Source organism: Oceanisphaera sp. (assembly GCF_048268965.1).
Lineage (GTDB): Bacteria > Pseudomonadota > Gammaproteobacteria > Enterobacterales > Aeromonadaceae > Oceanimonas.
The window spans coordinates 1-14,767 of sequence record NZ_JBLWUK010000021.1 but is presented as its reverse complement, the minus strand read 5'-3'; the positions used below and the strand labels follow the sequence as shown (position 1 = coordinate 14,767).

The window sequence follows — 14,767 nt, the reverse complement described above, 5'->3', positions numbered from 1 at the left end:
TTGATGACAAGGCGTAAGCCTTTTATGCTAGCGGATTATGTACGCATAAGGCAGCCTGCTTGCCAGGCCTAAGCCCAGAGTTAATGGAAGTAATCAAGAGGAAGCATCATGGTTATTGGCAAGCCCCAAAGTGACCCCACCCTGGAATGGTTTTTGTCGCATTGTCATATTCATAAGTATCCGGCAAAAAGCTCTTTGATCCATGCGGGTGAAAAAGCGGAAACCCTGTATTACATCGTCAAGGGCTCGGTTTCCGTGCTGATCAAAGATGAAGACGGCAAGGAAATGATCCTGTCTTATCTTAACAAGGGTGACTTTATCGGTGAATTGGGGCTGTTTGAAGAAACAGACAATCCACTGCGTACCGCCTGGGTACGCGCTAAATCCCCCTGTGAAGTCGCCGAAATTTCTTACAAGAAGTTTCGTCAGTTAATTCAGGTAAATCCGGAAATTCTGATGCGACTGTCGGCGCAAATGGCCGAGCGTTTACAAACTACCAGCCAGAAAGTCGGTGACCTGGCATTTTTGGATGTGACCGGACGCATCGCCGAAACCTTGCTGAGCCTGGCGCGCCAGCCCGATGCCATGACCCACCCCGACGGTATGCAAATCAAGATCACCCGTCAGGAAATTGGCCAGATTGTCGGTTGTTCCCGCGAAACCGTGGGCCGCATATTAAAGATGCTGGAAGAACAAGAACTTATCTCGGCTCATGGTAAAACCATAGTGGTCTTTGGCACCCGTTAATTACCCTCGCCAAGCGCAATAAAAAAACCCGAGGCAAGCCTCGGGTTTTTTTATGATTAAGATGCAGTATTAATCAATCAAGTCGTATTGATCTCGTAAGATCGCAATAATATCCGCCTTGGGGTTATCCGATAACTGCAGCTTTTGACCGGTGATCTTTTCCGCCATACCGACATAAGTACGAGAGATATTCATTAATGCTTCCACTGGCAAGGCATTATCACGCGCCAGTGCTTCTCGCTCGGACATACGCTCTTTATTAAGCAAAATATCCGGATCGGGAAAATGGTTCAGCAGCATCTGGCGGAAATCTTCTTTCGAGTTTTCCACGATACGCCCTTCATTATAGGCGGCTTGGTCCCAAATTCGGGAAGAATCGGGCGTGCCCACTTCATCCATATAGATCAGTTTTTCATTACCCGCGGCATCCACCACGTAACCAAATTCAAATTTGGTATCCACGAAGATTTGTTCCAGCTTGGCCAGCTCTTTGCTTATAACATCGAAGCCTTCTTTCAACAGGCGCTCGTAAAGGGCGATATCGTCCGGCTGTTTGAAGTTAAAGGCCGCAAAGTTGTCCTCGATATTTTTTCGCGTGATATTCACGTCGTCCGCTTCGGGCACGCCGGGAATACCGGTCAGAATGCCCTTGGTGGAAGGCGTCATCAGCAGCTCGGGTAATTTCTGATCTTTTTGCAGGCCGTCGGGCAGACGAATGCCACAGAATTCCCGCTCGCCCTTGGCATAGCTACGCCACATGGAGCCGGTAATATACTGACGGCAAATAGCCTCTATTTTTACCGGTGTGGCCTTTTGCACTATCCACACAAAGGGATGGGGAATGTCCAGAATATGACTGTCGGCCAGGCCCTGCTCTTGAAACAGCTTGAACCAGTGGTTGGAAATGGCATTCAGCGCCGCGCCCTTGCCGGGTACGCCCTGCATGCCCTCTTCACCATGCCAGATGCAGTCGAATGCCGAAATACGGTCGCTGATCACCATGATCGCCAGCGGCGCATCGGCGGCTACGTTATAGCCTTTTTCCTGAATTAAACGACGGCTGTCGGCTTCGGTTAACCAGTATACGGAGCGCACCTTGCCGCTGTGCACCGGTTGCTGGGTACGGATAGGGAGGTCGTTGTTTACGGCCAATACCTTGTCTGCAAGGCTCATCACTTGTGTCCTGTGTGTGGAATGTTAATCGGCTCTGGCCGTCGCCACTCGATTGTTAGAATAGTGTTTGGCGGTAGCGAGCCATGCCAGCCACTGTATCTTATCAGATGTGGGAAAGCGGCAATAGTTGCTGCAGCACCACGAGTAAAGGCTGGGGGGACGGCACCAGCCACCAGCAAAGCAACAGCAACCCCAGCAAGGCAAGATTGGGCAAGGGCGCGGGCCATGCCATCACTTTGAAGGCAGTGCCAAACGACTTTTTCAGCCGCCGCCCTTCCAGATCGATGCTGTACAGCTCATCCAGCAGCAAATGAATGGTGGCGCCCGCAAACATGAACACGCCCATCAGCCAGGCCAGCTCGGCACCAAGATGAAACAGCTGGTGGCTAATCACCACGGTAACCATGGCGAACACCAGGTTGGCCAGCAGCGAGTGCAAACTGGCCCTGTGTACCGTCAGGCGGGCAAATGCCCAGCACAGGGGATAACGCACCAGCAGGTAAGCCGCCCCTCCCAGCAGCAGGGTGTCGAGCAGGGGCAAATGCTGGCGGCCATAGAGCAGCGTCAGCGTGGTGCCGAGCGCGCCAAACAAGCGAAAGATAATCTGAATGGAACGGGAGGTGTCTGCGTCTATATCCGGCATAATGCCGCCCAGGGTGCCGGTTAGCCACAACAGGCCCGCTTCGGGCAGGCTCACCAGCTGAGCCCAGGCCAAGGCCCCCGCCAAGACACCACTCGCTACAGACGCGACTTGCACATGGGTTTTAAAATTTGCCATCAAGCAGTTTCCAGGCTCATAAAGGGCTGCGAGTGTATCATGTGGATACTGGATAAAAAAACAGGGTTCATAAGAGCCTTGTTTTGGACTTATACCAATTACAGTAAAGATCTGTTCACCTTTGAACCTGAATACCAGAGGCACCACAGTCACCTCCCACGACACGCCATTGATAAATGACACTCACCGTTGCAGCCTACTGCGAACATTCACTGGATGTTCGGTCAGGTTGAAACGGTGAGTGTCATTTATCCGAAGCGTGTCGGTGGAGGAGGCCCTTTATCCGACCTTTATAGAGCAAGAAAATAGATCTGCTATTTAATCTGTTTGGTATTACTCCATCTCGAACAAAAAAAGGGGGGTTGCCTCGGCAACCCCCTTCACTTTCCCTATACCTTCACTCCTGTTCAGTGAGTGGGTAACAGACCCGGCTGTACCAGGTGGCTCAGGGTGTTGGCCTTGAGCAGGGCATCGGCCTGTTCGATATCCGGGCCGAAGAAACGGTCCTTGTCGTAGTAGCTGACTTTTTCACGCAGAGCCTGGCGGGCAACCTCCAGCGTTTCTGTGGTCTTGAGACCCTCGCGGAAGTCCAGGCCCTGACAGGCGGCCAGCCATTCGATGGCCAGCACGCCACGGGTGTTTTCCGCCATTGGCCACAGACGACGTCCACCGTTGGGGGCCATGGACACATGGTCTTCCTGGTTGGCTGACGTTGGCAGCGAGTCGACCGAATGCGGGTGCGACAAGGCCTTGTTGTCGGACGCCAGTGCCGCGGCGGTCACCTGGGCTATCATGAAGCCGGAGTTGACGCCGCCGTTGTCCACCAGGAAAGGCGGCAGACCGGACATGTGGGTATCCATCATCAGGGACACCCGACGTTCGCTCAGGGAGCCGATTTCGGCAATCGCCAGTGCCAGGTTATCCGCCGCCATGGCCACCGGCTCGGCGTGGAAGTTACCACCGGAGATCACGTCATTGTCTTCGGCAAACACCAGCGGGTTGTCGGACACGGCGTTGCCTTCGACCAGCAGCACCTCGGCAACCTGACGCAGCTGGGTCAGGCAGGCACCCATCACCTGGGGCTGACAGCGCAGCGAGTACGGGTCCTGCACCTTGGAGCAGTTGCTGTGAGACTGGCTGACCTCACTGGACTCGCCCAGCACATGACGGTAACCGGCGGCGGCATCGATCTGCCCCTGCTGGCCACGTATGGCATGGATGCGCGGGTCGAAGGGACGACGGGAGCTCAAGGTCGCCTCTACGGTCAGGCCGCCGATCACGATGGCGCTGGCGAACAGGTCTTCCGCTTCAAACAGGCCGCGCAGGGCGAAGGCGGTGGACACCTGGGTGCCGTTCAGCAGGGCCAGGCCCTCTTTCGGTGCCAGTGCCATCGGCTTGAGGCCGGCAATTTCCAGCGCCTGGCCGGCGCTGATCACTTCACCCTTGTAGCGGGCGGTACCTTCGCCCAGCAACACGCAGCTCATGTGAGCCAGCGGCGCCAGATCGCCGGAGGCGCCCACGGAGCCCTTGCCCGGAATGCAGGGATAGACTTCGTGATTGACCAGCGCCATCAGGGCTTCCAGCACCTGCAGACGGATGCCGGAGAAGCCACGGGCCAGGCCGTTGATCTTCAGCACCATAATCAGCCGTACCAGCTCGTCGCTGATCAGTTCGCCCAGGCCGGTGGCATGGGACAGCACCAGGGAGCGCTGCAGGGTTTCCAGATCTTCCGGCTTGATGCGGGTGCTGGCCAGCAGGCCAAAACCGGTATTGATGCCGTATACGGTGCGATCTTCGGCGACCATGCGGTTAACGCAGTCAACAGAGGCCTGAATCGCTTCGTGGCAACCGGGGTCCAGCTCGAGCTGGACCGGCTGTTCGTAGACCTTGCGCATCTCGGCCAGGGTCATTTTTCCGGGGTTGATAGTCAGAGTCGTCATTACATTAATCCTTGTTAACCATTGGCAAGTCCAGACCCTGTTCACGGGCACAATCGATAGCAATATCATAACCGGCATCGGCGTGACGCATCACCCCGGTACCCGGGTCATTACGCAGTACCCGGCCCAGGCGGGCGGCGGCGGCATCGGTGCCGTCCGCGACAATCACCACACCCGAGTGCTGGCTGAAGCCCATGCCCACACCACCACCGTGGTGCAGAGATACCCAGGTCGCGCCGCCTGCGGTGTTCAGCAGGGCATTCAGCAGCGGCCAGTCGGAAACCGCATCGGAACCGTCGAGCATGGCTTCGGTTTCGCGGTTGGGGCTGGCAACGGAGCCGGAGTCCAGGTGATCACGGCCAATGACGATGGGCGCTTTCAGCTCGCCGCTCTTGACCATTTCGTTGAAAGCCAGCGCCAGACGGGCGCGGTCTTTCAGGCCGACCCAGCAGATACGGGCAGGCAGACCCTGGAAGGCGATACGCTCGCGGGCCATGTCCAGCCAGTTGTGCAGGTGCGGGTTATCCGGGATCAGCTCCTTCACCTTGGCGTCTGTCTTGTAGATATCTTCCGGATCGCCACTCAGTGCCACCCAGCGGAAAGGACCTATGCCTTCGCAGAACAGCGGACGCACATAGGCGGGGACGAAGCCGGGGAAATCAAAGGCATTCTTCACGCCTTCTTCCAGCGCCATCTGGCGGATGTTGTTGCCGTAATCCAGGGTAGCAGCACCGCGCTCCTGCAGATCCAGCATCGCCTGTACCTGTACTGCCATCGACTGCTTGGCGGCCTTGACCACGGCGGCCTCGTCCTGCTTGCGCATCTCGGCGGCGTGCTCCATGGTCCAGCCCTGAGGCAGGTAGCCATTCAGCGGATCGTGGGCAGAGGTCTGGTCGGTGACCACATCCGGGGTGATATTACGCGCTACCAGCTCCTTGAATACATCGGCGGCGTTGCCCAGCAGGCCGACGGAAATCGCTTCGCCCTTGGCTTTCGCTTCATCGATCATGGCCAGCGCTTCGTCCAGGCTGTAGGCCTTCTTGTCGACGTAACGGGTACGTAGACGGAAATCGATACGGGTTTCGTCACACTCAACGGTAATACAGTTGAAACCGGCCATGGTGGCGGCCAGGGGCTGAGCGCCACCCATGCCACCCAGACCACCGGTCAGTACCCAGCGTCCCTTGGCTTCACCCTTGAAGTGCTGCTTGGCCACGGCGACGAAGGTTTCGTAGGTGCCCTGCACTATGCCCTGAGAGCCGATGTAGATCCAGGAACCGGCGGTCATCTGGCCGTACATCATCAGGCCTTTCTTATCCAGCTCGTTGAAGTGCTCCCAGTTGGCCCAGTGAGGCACCAGGTTGGAGTTGGCCAGCAGCACGCGCGGGGCGTCGGCGTGGGTCTTGAACACACCAACCGGCTTGCCGGATTGCACCAGCAGGGTCTCGTCGTCTTCCAGGCGAGTCAGTACTTCGGCAATGCGATCGAAACAGTTCCAGTCACGGGCCGCACGGCCGATACCACCGTACACCACCAGATCTTCGGGGCGCTCGGCCACGTCCGGGTGCAGGTTGTTGTGCAGCATGCGGTAGGCGGCTTCGGTCAGCCAGCTCTTGCAGATCTTGTTCACGCCGGTCGGTGATTTGATTACACGGCCTGGCGCGTGGCGCTTGTCTTGCTGAGACGTATTTTGCTGTGACATGGTATGTCCCTCTTACAGTGTCAAAGTATGAATTAACCGAGCCGCCAGCCGGGCCGTATGGCCATCAACGTCATACTCGGGGTTAAGCTCTGCCAGGTCGGCAAGTCGTAACTTGCCGCTGGCGGTAATCTGTTCAATCAATGGTTCAATCACATCCAGTGCTACCCCCCGGGCGGCCGGAGCACTGACACCCGGTGCCTGTGCGGCGGGAAACACATCGATATCTATGGTCAGGTACAGGTGGTCGCAACGACCGATAAAGGCGTCGAGTTCGCTGTGCATCTCGGCCAGTCGGCTCTGAACCATGGTTCTGTCTTCCCAGGTCAGTACCTGCAGCTGTTCGGCCTTGTCGAACAAGGCCCGGGTATTGGCGCCCCGGCTCACCCCCAGACAGGCGTACTGGAAGGGCCAGTCTTTTTGCTCACAAGCCTGGGCTATCTGGGCAAAAGGGGTGCCGGACGACACCACAAAGCCCGGATCGCGCAAGTCGAAGTGGGCATCGAAGTTGATGATGCCGATACGCGGGCATTCTTCCTGGGTCGCCAGGTGCTGCGCCAGACCGCTCCAGGAGCCGAAGGCCACCTCGTGGCCACCGCCCATGACGATGGGCAGCTGGCGGAGCGCCAGACACTCGGCGACCTGGTCGGCCAGGGCGCTGTGCGCCGCTTCCAGATCTTCGCCTTCACAGACCACATCGCCGGCGTCGTAGACCGGGGCCGACTGGTGCCAGGCCAGGCTCGCCAGCGTCTTGCGCATGGCGGCCGGTCCCTTGGCGGCACCCACTCGCCCCTTGTTGCGGCGCACGCCTTCGTCGCTGCAAAAACCAATCAGGGTGGTGCCCGGCTCGGCCGCGGTACTGAAGGGCTGCACCTGCTGGTGCCAGCGATCGGTATTGGCCTCGGGATCGACCCGACCGGTCCAGACGTTCATATCCGGTGTCATGCTGCATCTCCTGTTATTTTTCCGGCAACGACACGCTGTGTTAACCGGGGCAGCCCCACGCTGTAGGCCAGCTCCGCCGGATTATTGGTATCCCACAGGCAGAAGTCCGCCTGCAGTCCGGGGACAATACGACCCACTTGATCCTGTAATCCCAGCGCCCGGGCACCGTGGGCGGTCACACCGCGCAGGGCCTCAACCGGGGTCAGGCGGAACAGGGTACAGGCCATGTTCAGCATCAGCTTCAGGCTGAAGATGGGCGAGGTGCCCGGGTTGGCATCGGTGGCCAGTGCCATCGGCACCCGGTAACGACGCAGCAGATCTATGGGTGGCAGCTGGGTTTCGCGCAGAATGAAGAAGGCGCCGGGCAACAAGGTGGCCACGGTGCCGGCCTCGGCCAGGGCCTTGACCCCCTCTTCGTCCAGGTATTCGATATGATCCACCGACAGCGCACCGGCCCGGGCGGCAGCGGCGCTGCCTCCCAGGTTGGACAGCTGCTCGGTGTGCCCCTTGATGGCGAGACCGTGCGCCTTGGCGGCGGCATAGACCCGCTCGCACTGCTCGACCGAGAAGGCGATGTTTTCGCAGAACACATCTACCGCATCGGCCAGCCCTTCGGCGGCGGCGGTCGGGATCATCTTGCTACACACCAGATCGATATAGCCATCGGCATCGTCCTTGTATTCCGGCGGCAGGGCATGGGCGCCGAGCAGCGTGGTCACCACCCGCACCGGCAGCTCGCGGCCCAGGCGACGCGCCACCCGCAGCATCTTCAATTCGTTTTCCAGATCCAGTCCGTAACCGGATTTGATTTCGACCGTAGTGGCACCGTCGGCCATCAGGGCCTGCAGGCGGGGCCTGGCGCTCTCGAACAGCTCGTCTTCAGTGGCGGCGCGGGTGGCGCGCACCGTACTGATGATGCCACCGCCGGCACGGGCGATTTCTTCGTAGCTCGCCCCTTCCAGCCGGGCTTCAAATTCGCTGGCCCGGTTGCCGCCGAACACCAGATGGGTGTGGCAGTCAACCAGCCCGGGAGTCATCAAGGCACCTTTCGCATCGATGCACGTGAAGCCGGTCTTGTCGTCGGCTCTCAATGCGCTCATCGGCTTGAGCCAGGCAATCCGGCCCTCTTTCACCGCCACCGCCATCGGCTCGGCGGCACTATCCAGACCATCAAACAGAGACGCATTAATCCAAAGCTGCGGTAGTGACTGGTGCATGAAAAGCTCCTCAAATCGATATTTGTATATACATTTAAACCTATTACGGCTGCCTGACAAGCCTTGTTAATCAAAAACGCTAAAATAACCGATCCTGATCACATTATTACATACATGTTATTAACTTTGCGGCTTCCACTGTATATACATTGAGCACCTTCCTATTCCTCAACACTTACAAGGAGCCTTCTCATGCAGCAGGCCTCGGAGCAAACCCATTCCCCCGGCAAGGCCATCGGCCGGCTGCTCGGACTCAGTGCCATCGGCATCTTTATCTTCTTTATCCCCATCAGCCTGCAGGGCAAGACCAGCATCCCTCTGGATCACATGGTCGGCTGGCTGCGGACCGCCCTGGGTGAAACCGGCGCCGGCTGGTACGCCATGGCGATGATAGTCGCCGGGGCGGTTTACCCGCTGCTCACCGGCCGCTGGAAGCAGAGCCTGACCGACCGTATCTTTCTGCTACTGAAGTGGCTGGGGGTGGTCGCCGGCGTGTTGGCGCTGACGGGCGTCGGACCTGCCGCCCTGCAAACGCCGGACATGCTGCCGTTCCTGTTCAACAAGCTGGTGATTTCGGTGGGATTGATCGTGCCCATCGGCTCGGTATTCCTGGCCTTTCTGGTGGGCTATGGCCTGCTGGAAGCCATCGGCATCATGGTGCAGAAACTGATGCAGCCTATCTGGCGCACGCCGGGCCGCTCCGCCATCGATGCGGTGGCTTCCTTCGTCGGTAGCTACTCCATCGGCCTGCTGATCACCAACCGGGTCTATGTCTCCGGCCATTACTCGGCCCGGGAAGCGGCCATCATCGCTACCGGCTTTTCCACCGTGTCTGCCACCTTCATGATCATAGTGGCCAAGACCCTGGATTTGATGGCTATCTGGAACCAGTACTTCTGGCTGACCCTGCTGATCACCTTCGTGGTGACCGCCATTACGGTACGGCTGCCGCCGCTGTCACGGCTGGATAACCGGGCCGAGCACAGGGAGCCGGCCTGTGAAAATGGTAATCGCATGAGCACCGCCTGGCAGAATGGCCTGCAGATTGCCGAGCAGGCGCCGCCTCTCGGCCGTAACGTGGTCGATAACTTCAAGGACGGCCTGGTGATGACCATCAGCATACTGCCGTCCATCATGTCGGTGGGGCTGATTGGCCTGCTGGTGGCCAAGTACACCCCGGTGTTCGACTGGCTGGGCTATCTGTTCTACCCGGTAACCTGGCTGTGGGGCGTGGAAGACGGCATGCTGTTGTCCAAGGCCACCGCCTCTGGGCTGGCGGAAATGTTTCTGCCGGCGTTGCTGATGGCCGAAGCCGACTTTGTCGCCCGCTTCGCCGCCGGCGTGGTGTGCGTGTCGTCGATACTCTTCTTCTCGGCGTCCATTCCCTGCATTCTGGCGACCCGACTGCCACTGAAGGTCGGTACTCTGGTGCTGGTGTGGTTTATTCGCGCCTTTCTGAGTCTGTTGCTGGCCATTCCCGTGGCCATGCTGATCGCTCCTTAACCCCTCATCCCCCTTCCCTGCCCGGCCGCTGCGGCGCGCCGGGCTGGCTCCAACTGCAGCTTACCGTTAAGATATCGCCTTTTACACGAGGCAACCTCATGGCCCTGACTGCCACCCTGCATAAAGTCCGCATGAATATCAGCGACTTGCACCGACACTATTATCAAGAACACAGCCTGACCGTGGCCCAGCATCCGTCCGAAACCGACACCCGGCTCATGGTGCGCCTGCTGGCCTTTATGCGCCATGCGGACGAACACCTGAGCTTTACCAAGGGCCTGAGCACAGATGACGAGCCGGAACTGTGGCTGAAATCCGCAGATGGCCGCATTCTGTTATGGGTAGAGCTGGGAGAGCCCAGCACCAAGCGCATCAAGCAGGCGCTGTCTCGCGCCGAGCAGGTGGTGGTGTACAGTTATGGTGGCCGCAGTGCCCAGGAATGGTGGAACAAGCACCAGAGCGAGCTGGGTCAGCTGCCACGGCTGCAGATTTATCACCTGGATGACCCACAACCGGCAGAGCTGTCCCAACTGTGCCAGCGTAGCATCGACCTGTTCGCCACCCTGCAGGAAAATGAAGTTCAGGTTACCGATGGTGAACACAGCCTGGACTTGAAGCTTAGCCAGTGGCGCTGAGAGTGAGGCGTGAGGCGTGAGGCGTGAGGCGGGCAGGATCGTCGCTTCCATCTTGCCCGGGCAAGGGCCGGCGGCCTGCCTAGCCCAGTTTGAGGGCGGAGCGCAGCTTGTATTTGTCGCCGGGATGCCAGAGCCGGGCGAAGCTGACCAGCTGATGCAACGACCAGGTGCGCCGGGTAACCAACAGGCTGGGCGCCGCTGGCGACAACTGCAGCCAGTCACAAATGTTGGCCGGCGCCAGCCGGGCCTCGACGATATGCTCCAGATCCGACAGCGGACAATGCTCCACCAGATAAGCGTTTGGGGTCTGCTGGCCGAAGTCACACTGCAAATAGCCCGGCGCCAGCGCCGGATGCACGAAGCGCTCTTCTACCTGTATCGGCTGCTTGTTTTCCAGATGCACTATTACCGAATGAAATACCCGGGCGTTGAGCCGCATGCCCATGTTCAGGGCCACTTCTTCGTTGGCCCGAATCGCTTCCAGCACGATGACGCTGTTGCTGTACTCGTGACCCCGAGAGCGGACCTCGTCGGCTATATTGCTGATATCCGCCAGGGGTGACTCTGCCTTGGGCTCGGTGACAAAGGTCCCCAGCCCGGCCCGACGCATCAGATAGCCTTCCTGCACCAGATCCCGTATCGCCTTGTGGGCCGTCATCCGGCTGACCTTGAACTGCCCGGCCAGCTCCTGTTCCGGCGGTATCTGCTGATGCAGCGGATACTCTCCAGACTCGATTCGAACCAGGATATGCTGTTTGATCTGCTGATAAAGGGGAATGGATTGGGTCACGTGGCCTCCGGTAACAAGGTTCAATTGTACATACAATTGCCAGCCTGTCATATACAACACCGATTAAACCATGAGCCTGATCCCACTAGGGCTTTAAACCGTCACCGATTTACGCTATGGTGCGCGCAAATTCAGTCAGCCATCGGCAGGAATACTTTGGAAAAACATGAAGACGTGCTGGTGGCACTGCGCCAGATCATTCGCGCCATCGACCTCCACTCTCGTCAACTCAGCAAGGCCTCTGGCCTGACCGGCCCTCAGCTACTTCTGCTGCAGGCCATTAGCGAGCACGGCGACATTACAATGCGCAAGCTGGCACAGGCCACGCACATGAGCCAGGCCACCGCCACTACCATTATCGACCGGCTGGAGCAGAAGCAGCTGGTTCGGCGAGAGCGCAGTCAAACCGATAAACGCAAGGTGCATGCGGTACTGACCGAAGACGGCGTGACCAAACTCAAGTCTGCGCCAAGACCCTTGCAGGAAAGCTTTATCCAGCGTTTTCAGGCGCTGGAAGAGTGGGAACAGAACCTGCTGTTATCATCGGTACAGCGGGTGTCATCCATGATGAACGCCAACGATCTGGACGTTGCACCGCTCCTGCAAGTCGGCAGCCTGCTGCGCGAATAATTTGCCGTAAGAGGTGAAAACGGCTCCGTTAGAGGTGAGGAGTAACACTCCTCACCTCAGGCCTCACCATTCACCCTGCACATTCTTATCCTCTCAAGTTTCCAGACTGATACCGATGTTGGACACGCCCCCCTGGCTGGCGAAGTCGCGGATCGCCAGAATAACGTTGGCGTCTCTTGGCTGGCTGACTTTTTCCAGCAACTCGACCTGAAACTCCATCTCGGCCATGATTAACTCATTGTCGTACAGCTCTTCTTCGCTTAGCTCCCGTTCGGCCAGCAGCTCGACAAAGCCGGCTACCGTCCCCAAAGACGCGCTGCTGGCTTCAATGGCTTCTTCACCCAGCCGGCAAATAACCGAGTTATAGGCGGCGCCCAGGGCAATACAGGCATCCAGCGCCGGATAAGCACCGTATTGTTCAAAGCGGGCAGGATCGGGGATCTGCGTTTCAAATGATTCAAGCTCGGCACTCAGATCCACCCGGGAGCCTTTTACCGTCAGATACGTCCAGAGGACATCCAGGGTTTCGCGCATGCGGCCGCTGTTGCCAAACTGGCTCGTCTCGCTAAACAGCTGATAATTGGGATACATCCGCTGTGCCAGCGCCAGTGCAAATACGGTTTGTTGCCAGGGTGCTAGCTTGTTGATTTTTTTATAGAATTTCTCACCAAACACGGATATTTCCTTGTGGTTAAGCTGCGGTATTTTTGCCATTATGGCTCTTTTAAGCCGAGGTTCACATTTTACGGGGCAAACGCTGGTATAAGCTTATGCTTGTGTCATTGTCTCATAAAATGCCGCGACAAAAAGCATATTAAGGAGAGAAGGGATGGCCAATCATACTCTGTTATTGCTCAGCCAGGATAACGCCGAATACCAGACGTTACTGCAGCAGGCCTACCTGCCGGGGCTGACGATTCTGGCACCGGAACAAGAAGCAGATATTCAGGCCGCCTTGACCAAAGCCGATATTCTGCTTGGCGAACCGGCCAGACTGCGTGCACGTTTAAAAGAAGCCCGCGCACTGAAATGGGCACAATCGACCTATGCCGGAGTAGATGCATTGCTGGATGCTGGCTGTCGCCAGGATTATCAGCTGACCAACATCCGGGGGATTTTTGGTCCCTTGATTAGCGAATACGTGTTTGCGCATCTGTTGTCCTTTACCCGTCATCTACGCCATTACAAAGAGCAGCAACGTCTGCACAACTGGCAGCCAATTCCCTACCAAAGTATTGATGGCAAAACCATGCTGATTATTGGCACCGGCAGCATAGGCCAGCATATTGCCCATACCGCCAAGCATTTTGGCATGACGGTGCTGGGCATCAACCGCTCGGGCCGCGAGGCGGCGGGCTTTGATCATACCTATCAGCTGCCAGCCCTGAACAATGTGCTGCCCCGTGCCGATGTGGTGGTCAGCATCATCCCCTCCACGCCGCAAACCCGTGGCCTGTTTAACGCGGAACGCCTCAATCATTTCAAGCCAGGCACGATTTTCTTCAACGTGGGCAGGGGCGATGCGGTTGATGAAGGCGCGCTGATCCAGGCACTGCGCCACGGCAACCTGGGCGCGGCCGTGCTGGATGTCTTCACCACCGAACCCCTGCCAGCCGCAAGCCCCTTATGGGATATGCCCAATGTGGTGATCACCCCACACAACTCGGGGTACAGCTTTCCAGAGCAGATAGTGACCCGCTTCAGCCGTAACTATCTAAAGTTCATAGAGGGCAAACCGATGGAAGGTCTGGTGGACTTTAATCTGGGTTATTAGGGTCTGTTGACCTAGGTTTCATTATAAATTTCGGGGGATGGCATGAGCAGTCTGTTTGCACAGCGACTGAAGCAGGCCCGGGCCTGCAGGATCTGTGAAGCCCAGCTGCCGCTGGGGCCTAGGCCCGTGCTGCAAATGGCCCCCAATGCTCGCATCATGATCATCGGCCAGGCCCCTGGCCTGCGTGTTCATGAAACCGGCATTCCCTGGAATGATCCCAGCGGCGATACGCTGCGCCGCTGGCTGCAACTCAGCAGAGAGCAGTTTTACAACCCCGAGCTTGTCGCCATTATGCCAATGGGCTTTTGCTATCCGGGCAAGGGAAAAAGTGGCGATCTTCCCCCCAGACCGGAATGTGCCCCCGCCTGGCATGAACAACTGCTGGAGCTGTTGCCGAACATTGAGCTTACCCTGCTGATTGGCCAGTATGCCCAGCGCCATTATCTGGGTAAACAATACCAGACCCTGACCGAAACCGTCCGCCACTGGCGGGAGTTTGCTCCTACTCGTTTACCCCTGCCCCACCCTTCGCCACGCAACCGTCACTGGTTAACCAGGAACCCCTGGTTTGAACAAGAAGAGCTGCCGGCACTGCGCCAGCGAGTACACCAGGTATTAGGAAAAAGCAGCTTTAAGCTTTAAGCCATCAGCTGTAAGCCTGTCTCTTAGTCACGACTATACTGTTGATATTTTTGAAATTAGTGTGGCTTGTCAGGCAGAGGGCACTACTCCTCCGACACGCCGTAAACCCATCCCTGGGGGCTCAAACCACGCCATCCCTGGCGCGGATGGTCGGCTGAGCAGACACCCTCTGCCTTCTCATTAACACCGGTGCCGTCGGTCAGTAATGCTCACCGAAGACTCGGGACCTAAAAAGAGGCGACTGGGATAGCCTCAGCCGACCATCACATGACAGGACGTCATGTGCTGAGCGTC

General features: G+C 57.9%; 14 protein-coding genes. 6 read left to right on the top strand and 8 right to left on the bottom strand.

Going from position 1 to position 14,767, the window contains the following annotated elements; translation table 11 throughout:
• Positions 1–108: 108 nt before the first annotated feature.
• A complete protein-coding gene (gene crp / locus ACN0VL_RS10430) occupies positions 109–747 on the top strand; it encodes a cAMP-activated global transcriptional regulator CRP (RefSeq protein WP_417617093.1) in 639 nt (212 codons plus the stop codon).
• 69 nt (positions 748–816) lie between these two features.
• On the opposite strand, the gene ACN0VL_RS10425 is transcribed toward crp, so the two are convergent.
• The 6 genes from ACN0VL_RS10425 to hutI all read right to left on the bottom strand — a co-directional run bounded on the left by ACN0VL_RS10425 (position 817) and on the right by hutI (position 8,499).
• Positions 817–1,920, bottom strand: coding sequence for a phosphoribosylaminoimidazolesuccinocarboxamide synthase (locus tag ACN0VL_RS10425; RefSeq protein ID WP_417617091.1), 1,104 nt, complete (start codon positions 1,918–1,920; stop codon positions 817–819).
• Between the two features lie 103 nt (positions 1,921–2,023).
• Entirely contained in the window at positions 2,024–2,698 is a 675-nt protein-coding gene (locus ACN0VL_RS10420) for a metal-dependent hydrolase (protein WP_417617089.1), read from the bottom strand.
• Positions 2,699–3,105: 407 nt separating this feature from the next.
• Complete coding sequence (hutH, locus tag ACN0VL_RS10415) at positions 3,106–4,638, bottom strand: histidine ammonia-lyase (protein WP_417617087.1); 1,533 nt, start codon at positions 4,636–4,638, stop codon at positions 3,106–3,108.
• A gap of 4 nt (positions 4,639–4,642) precedes the next feature.
• The gene (hutU, locus tag ACN0VL_RS10410; RefSeq protein WP_417617085.1) at positions 4,643–6,340 is read right to left on the bottom strand and encodes a urocanate hydratase; all 1,698 of its coding nucleotides are present in this window, start codon (positions 6,338–6,340) and stop codon (positions 4,643–4,645) included.
• A 12-nt stretch (positions 6,341–6,352) separates the two neighbouring features.
• Positions 6,353–7,282: a formimidoylglutamase gene (gene hutG, locus ACN0VL_RS10405; protein WP_417617083.1), complete on the bottom strand. Its 930-nt coding sequence runs from the start codon at positions 7,280–7,282 to the stop codon at positions 6,353–6,355.
• On the bottom strand, positions 7,279–8,499 hold the full coding sequence (gene hutI, locus ACN0VL_RS10400) for an imidazolonepropionase (protein WP_417617081.1): 1,221 nt from the start codon (positions 8,497–8,499) through the stop codon (positions 7,279–7,281). Before hutI ends, hutG begins: the two co-directional genes overlap by 4 nt.
• A gap of 192 nt (positions 8,500–8,691) precedes the next feature.
• Between hutI and ACN0VL_RS10395 the strand changes: the two genes are divergently transcribed.
• Both ACN0VL_RS10395 and ACN0VL_RS10390 read left to right on the top strand, forming a co-directional pair.
• Positions 8,692–10,002 carry a YjiH family protein gene (locus ACN0VL_RS10395; protein ID WP_417617079.1) on the top strand — a complete coding sequence of 437 codons (1,311 nt, stop codon included), beginning with the start codon at positions 8,692–8,694 and terminating at the stop codon, positions 10,000–10,002.
• Between the two features lie 98 nt (positions 10,003–10,100).
• Positions 10,101–10,637, top strand: a complete 537-nt coding sequence (locus ACN0VL_RS10390) for a YaeQ family protein (RefSeq protein ID WP_417617077.1) — start codon at positions 10,101–10,103, stop codon at positions 10,635–10,637.
• Between the two features lie 79 nt (positions 10,638–10,716).
• Here ACN0VL_RS10390 and hutC read toward each other — a convergent pair whose 3' ends face one another.
• Entirely contained in the window at positions 10,717–11,427 is a 711-nt protein-coding gene (hutC, locus tag ACN0VL_RS10385; RefSeq protein WP_417617076.1) for a histidine utilization repressor, read from the bottom strand.
• A 156-nt stretch (positions 11,428–11,583) separates the two neighbouring features.
• Between hutC and ACN0VL_RS10380 the strand changes: the two genes are divergently transcribed.
• Positions 11,584–12,057 carry a MarR family winged helix-turn-helix transcriptional regulator gene (locus tag ACN0VL_RS10380; RefSeq protein ID WP_417617074.1) on the top strand — a complete coding sequence of 158 codons (474 nt, stop codon included), beginning with the start codon at positions 11,584–11,586 and terminating at the stop codon, positions 12,055–12,057.
• Between the two features lie 93 nt (positions 12,058–12,150).
• Here the strand turns inward: ACN0VL_RS10380 and ACN0VL_RS10375 are convergent, their stop codons facing one another.
• Complete coding sequence (locus ACN0VL_RS10375; RefSeq protein WP_417617183.1) at positions 12,151–12,732, bottom strand: YjaG family protein; 582 nt, start codon at positions 12,730–12,732, stop codon at positions 12,151–12,153.
• A gap of 154 nt (positions 12,733–12,886) precedes the next feature.
• Between ACN0VL_RS10375 and ACN0VL_RS10370 the strand changes: the two genes are divergently transcribed.
• Complete coding sequence (locus ACN0VL_RS10370; protein ID WP_417617072.1) at positions 12,887–13,831, top strand: D-2-hydroxyacid dehydrogenase; 945 nt, start codon at positions 12,887–12,889, stop codon at positions 13,829–13,831.
• Positions 13,832–13,873: 42 nt separating this feature from the next.
• Positions 13,874–14,473 carry a uracil-DNA glycosylase family protein gene (locus tag ACN0VL_RS10365; protein ID WP_417617070.1) on the top strand — a complete coding sequence of 200 codons (600 nt, stop codon included), beginning with the start codon at positions 13,874–13,876 and terminating at the stop codon, positions 14,471–14,473.
• Positions 14,474–14,767: the final 294 nt, after the last annotated feature.

Coding starts and splice junctions, on each gene's coding strand:
- crp (WP_417617093.1), top strand. CDS start 109: ATGGTTATTGGCAAGCCCCAAAGTGACCCCACCCTGGAATGGTTTTTG.
- ACN0VL_RS10425 (WP_417617091.1), bottom strand. CDS start 1,920: ATGAGCCTTGCAGACAAGGTATTGGCCGTAAACAACGACCTCCCTATC.
- ACN0VL_RS10420 (WP_417617089.1), bottom strand. CDS start 2,698: ATGGCAAATTTTAAAACCCATGTGCAAGTCGCGTCTGTAGCGAGTGGT.
- hutH (WP_417617087.1), bottom strand. CDS start 4,638: ATGACGACTCTGACTATCAACCCCGGAAAAATGACCCTGGCCGAGATG.
- hutU (WP_417617085.1), bottom strand. CDS start 6,340: ATGTCACAGCAAAATACGTCTCAGCAAGACAAGCGCCACGCGCCAGGC.
- hutG (WP_417617083.1), bottom strand. CDS start 7,282: ATGACACCGGATATGAACGTCTGGACCGGTCGGGTCGATCCCGAGGCC.
- hutI (WP_417617081.1), bottom strand. CDS start 8,499: ATGCACCAGTCACTACCGCAGCTTTGGATTAATGCGTCTCTGTTTGAT.
- ACN0VL_RS10395 (WP_417617079.1), top strand. CDS start 8,692: ATGCAGCAGGCCTCGGAGCAAACCCATTCCCCCGGCAAGGCCATCGGC.
- ACN0VL_RS10390 (WP_417617077.1), top strand. CDS start 10,101: ATGGCCCTGACTGCCACCCTGCATAAAGTCCGCATGAATATCAGCGAC.
- ACN0VL_RS10370 (WP_417617072.1), top strand. CDS start 12,887: ATGGCCAATCATACTCTGTTATTGCTCAGCCAGGATAACGCCGAATAC.
- ACN0VL_RS10365 (WP_417617070.1), top strand. CDS start 13,874: ATGAGCAGTCTGTTTGCACAGCGACTGAAGCAGGCCCGGGCCTGCAGG.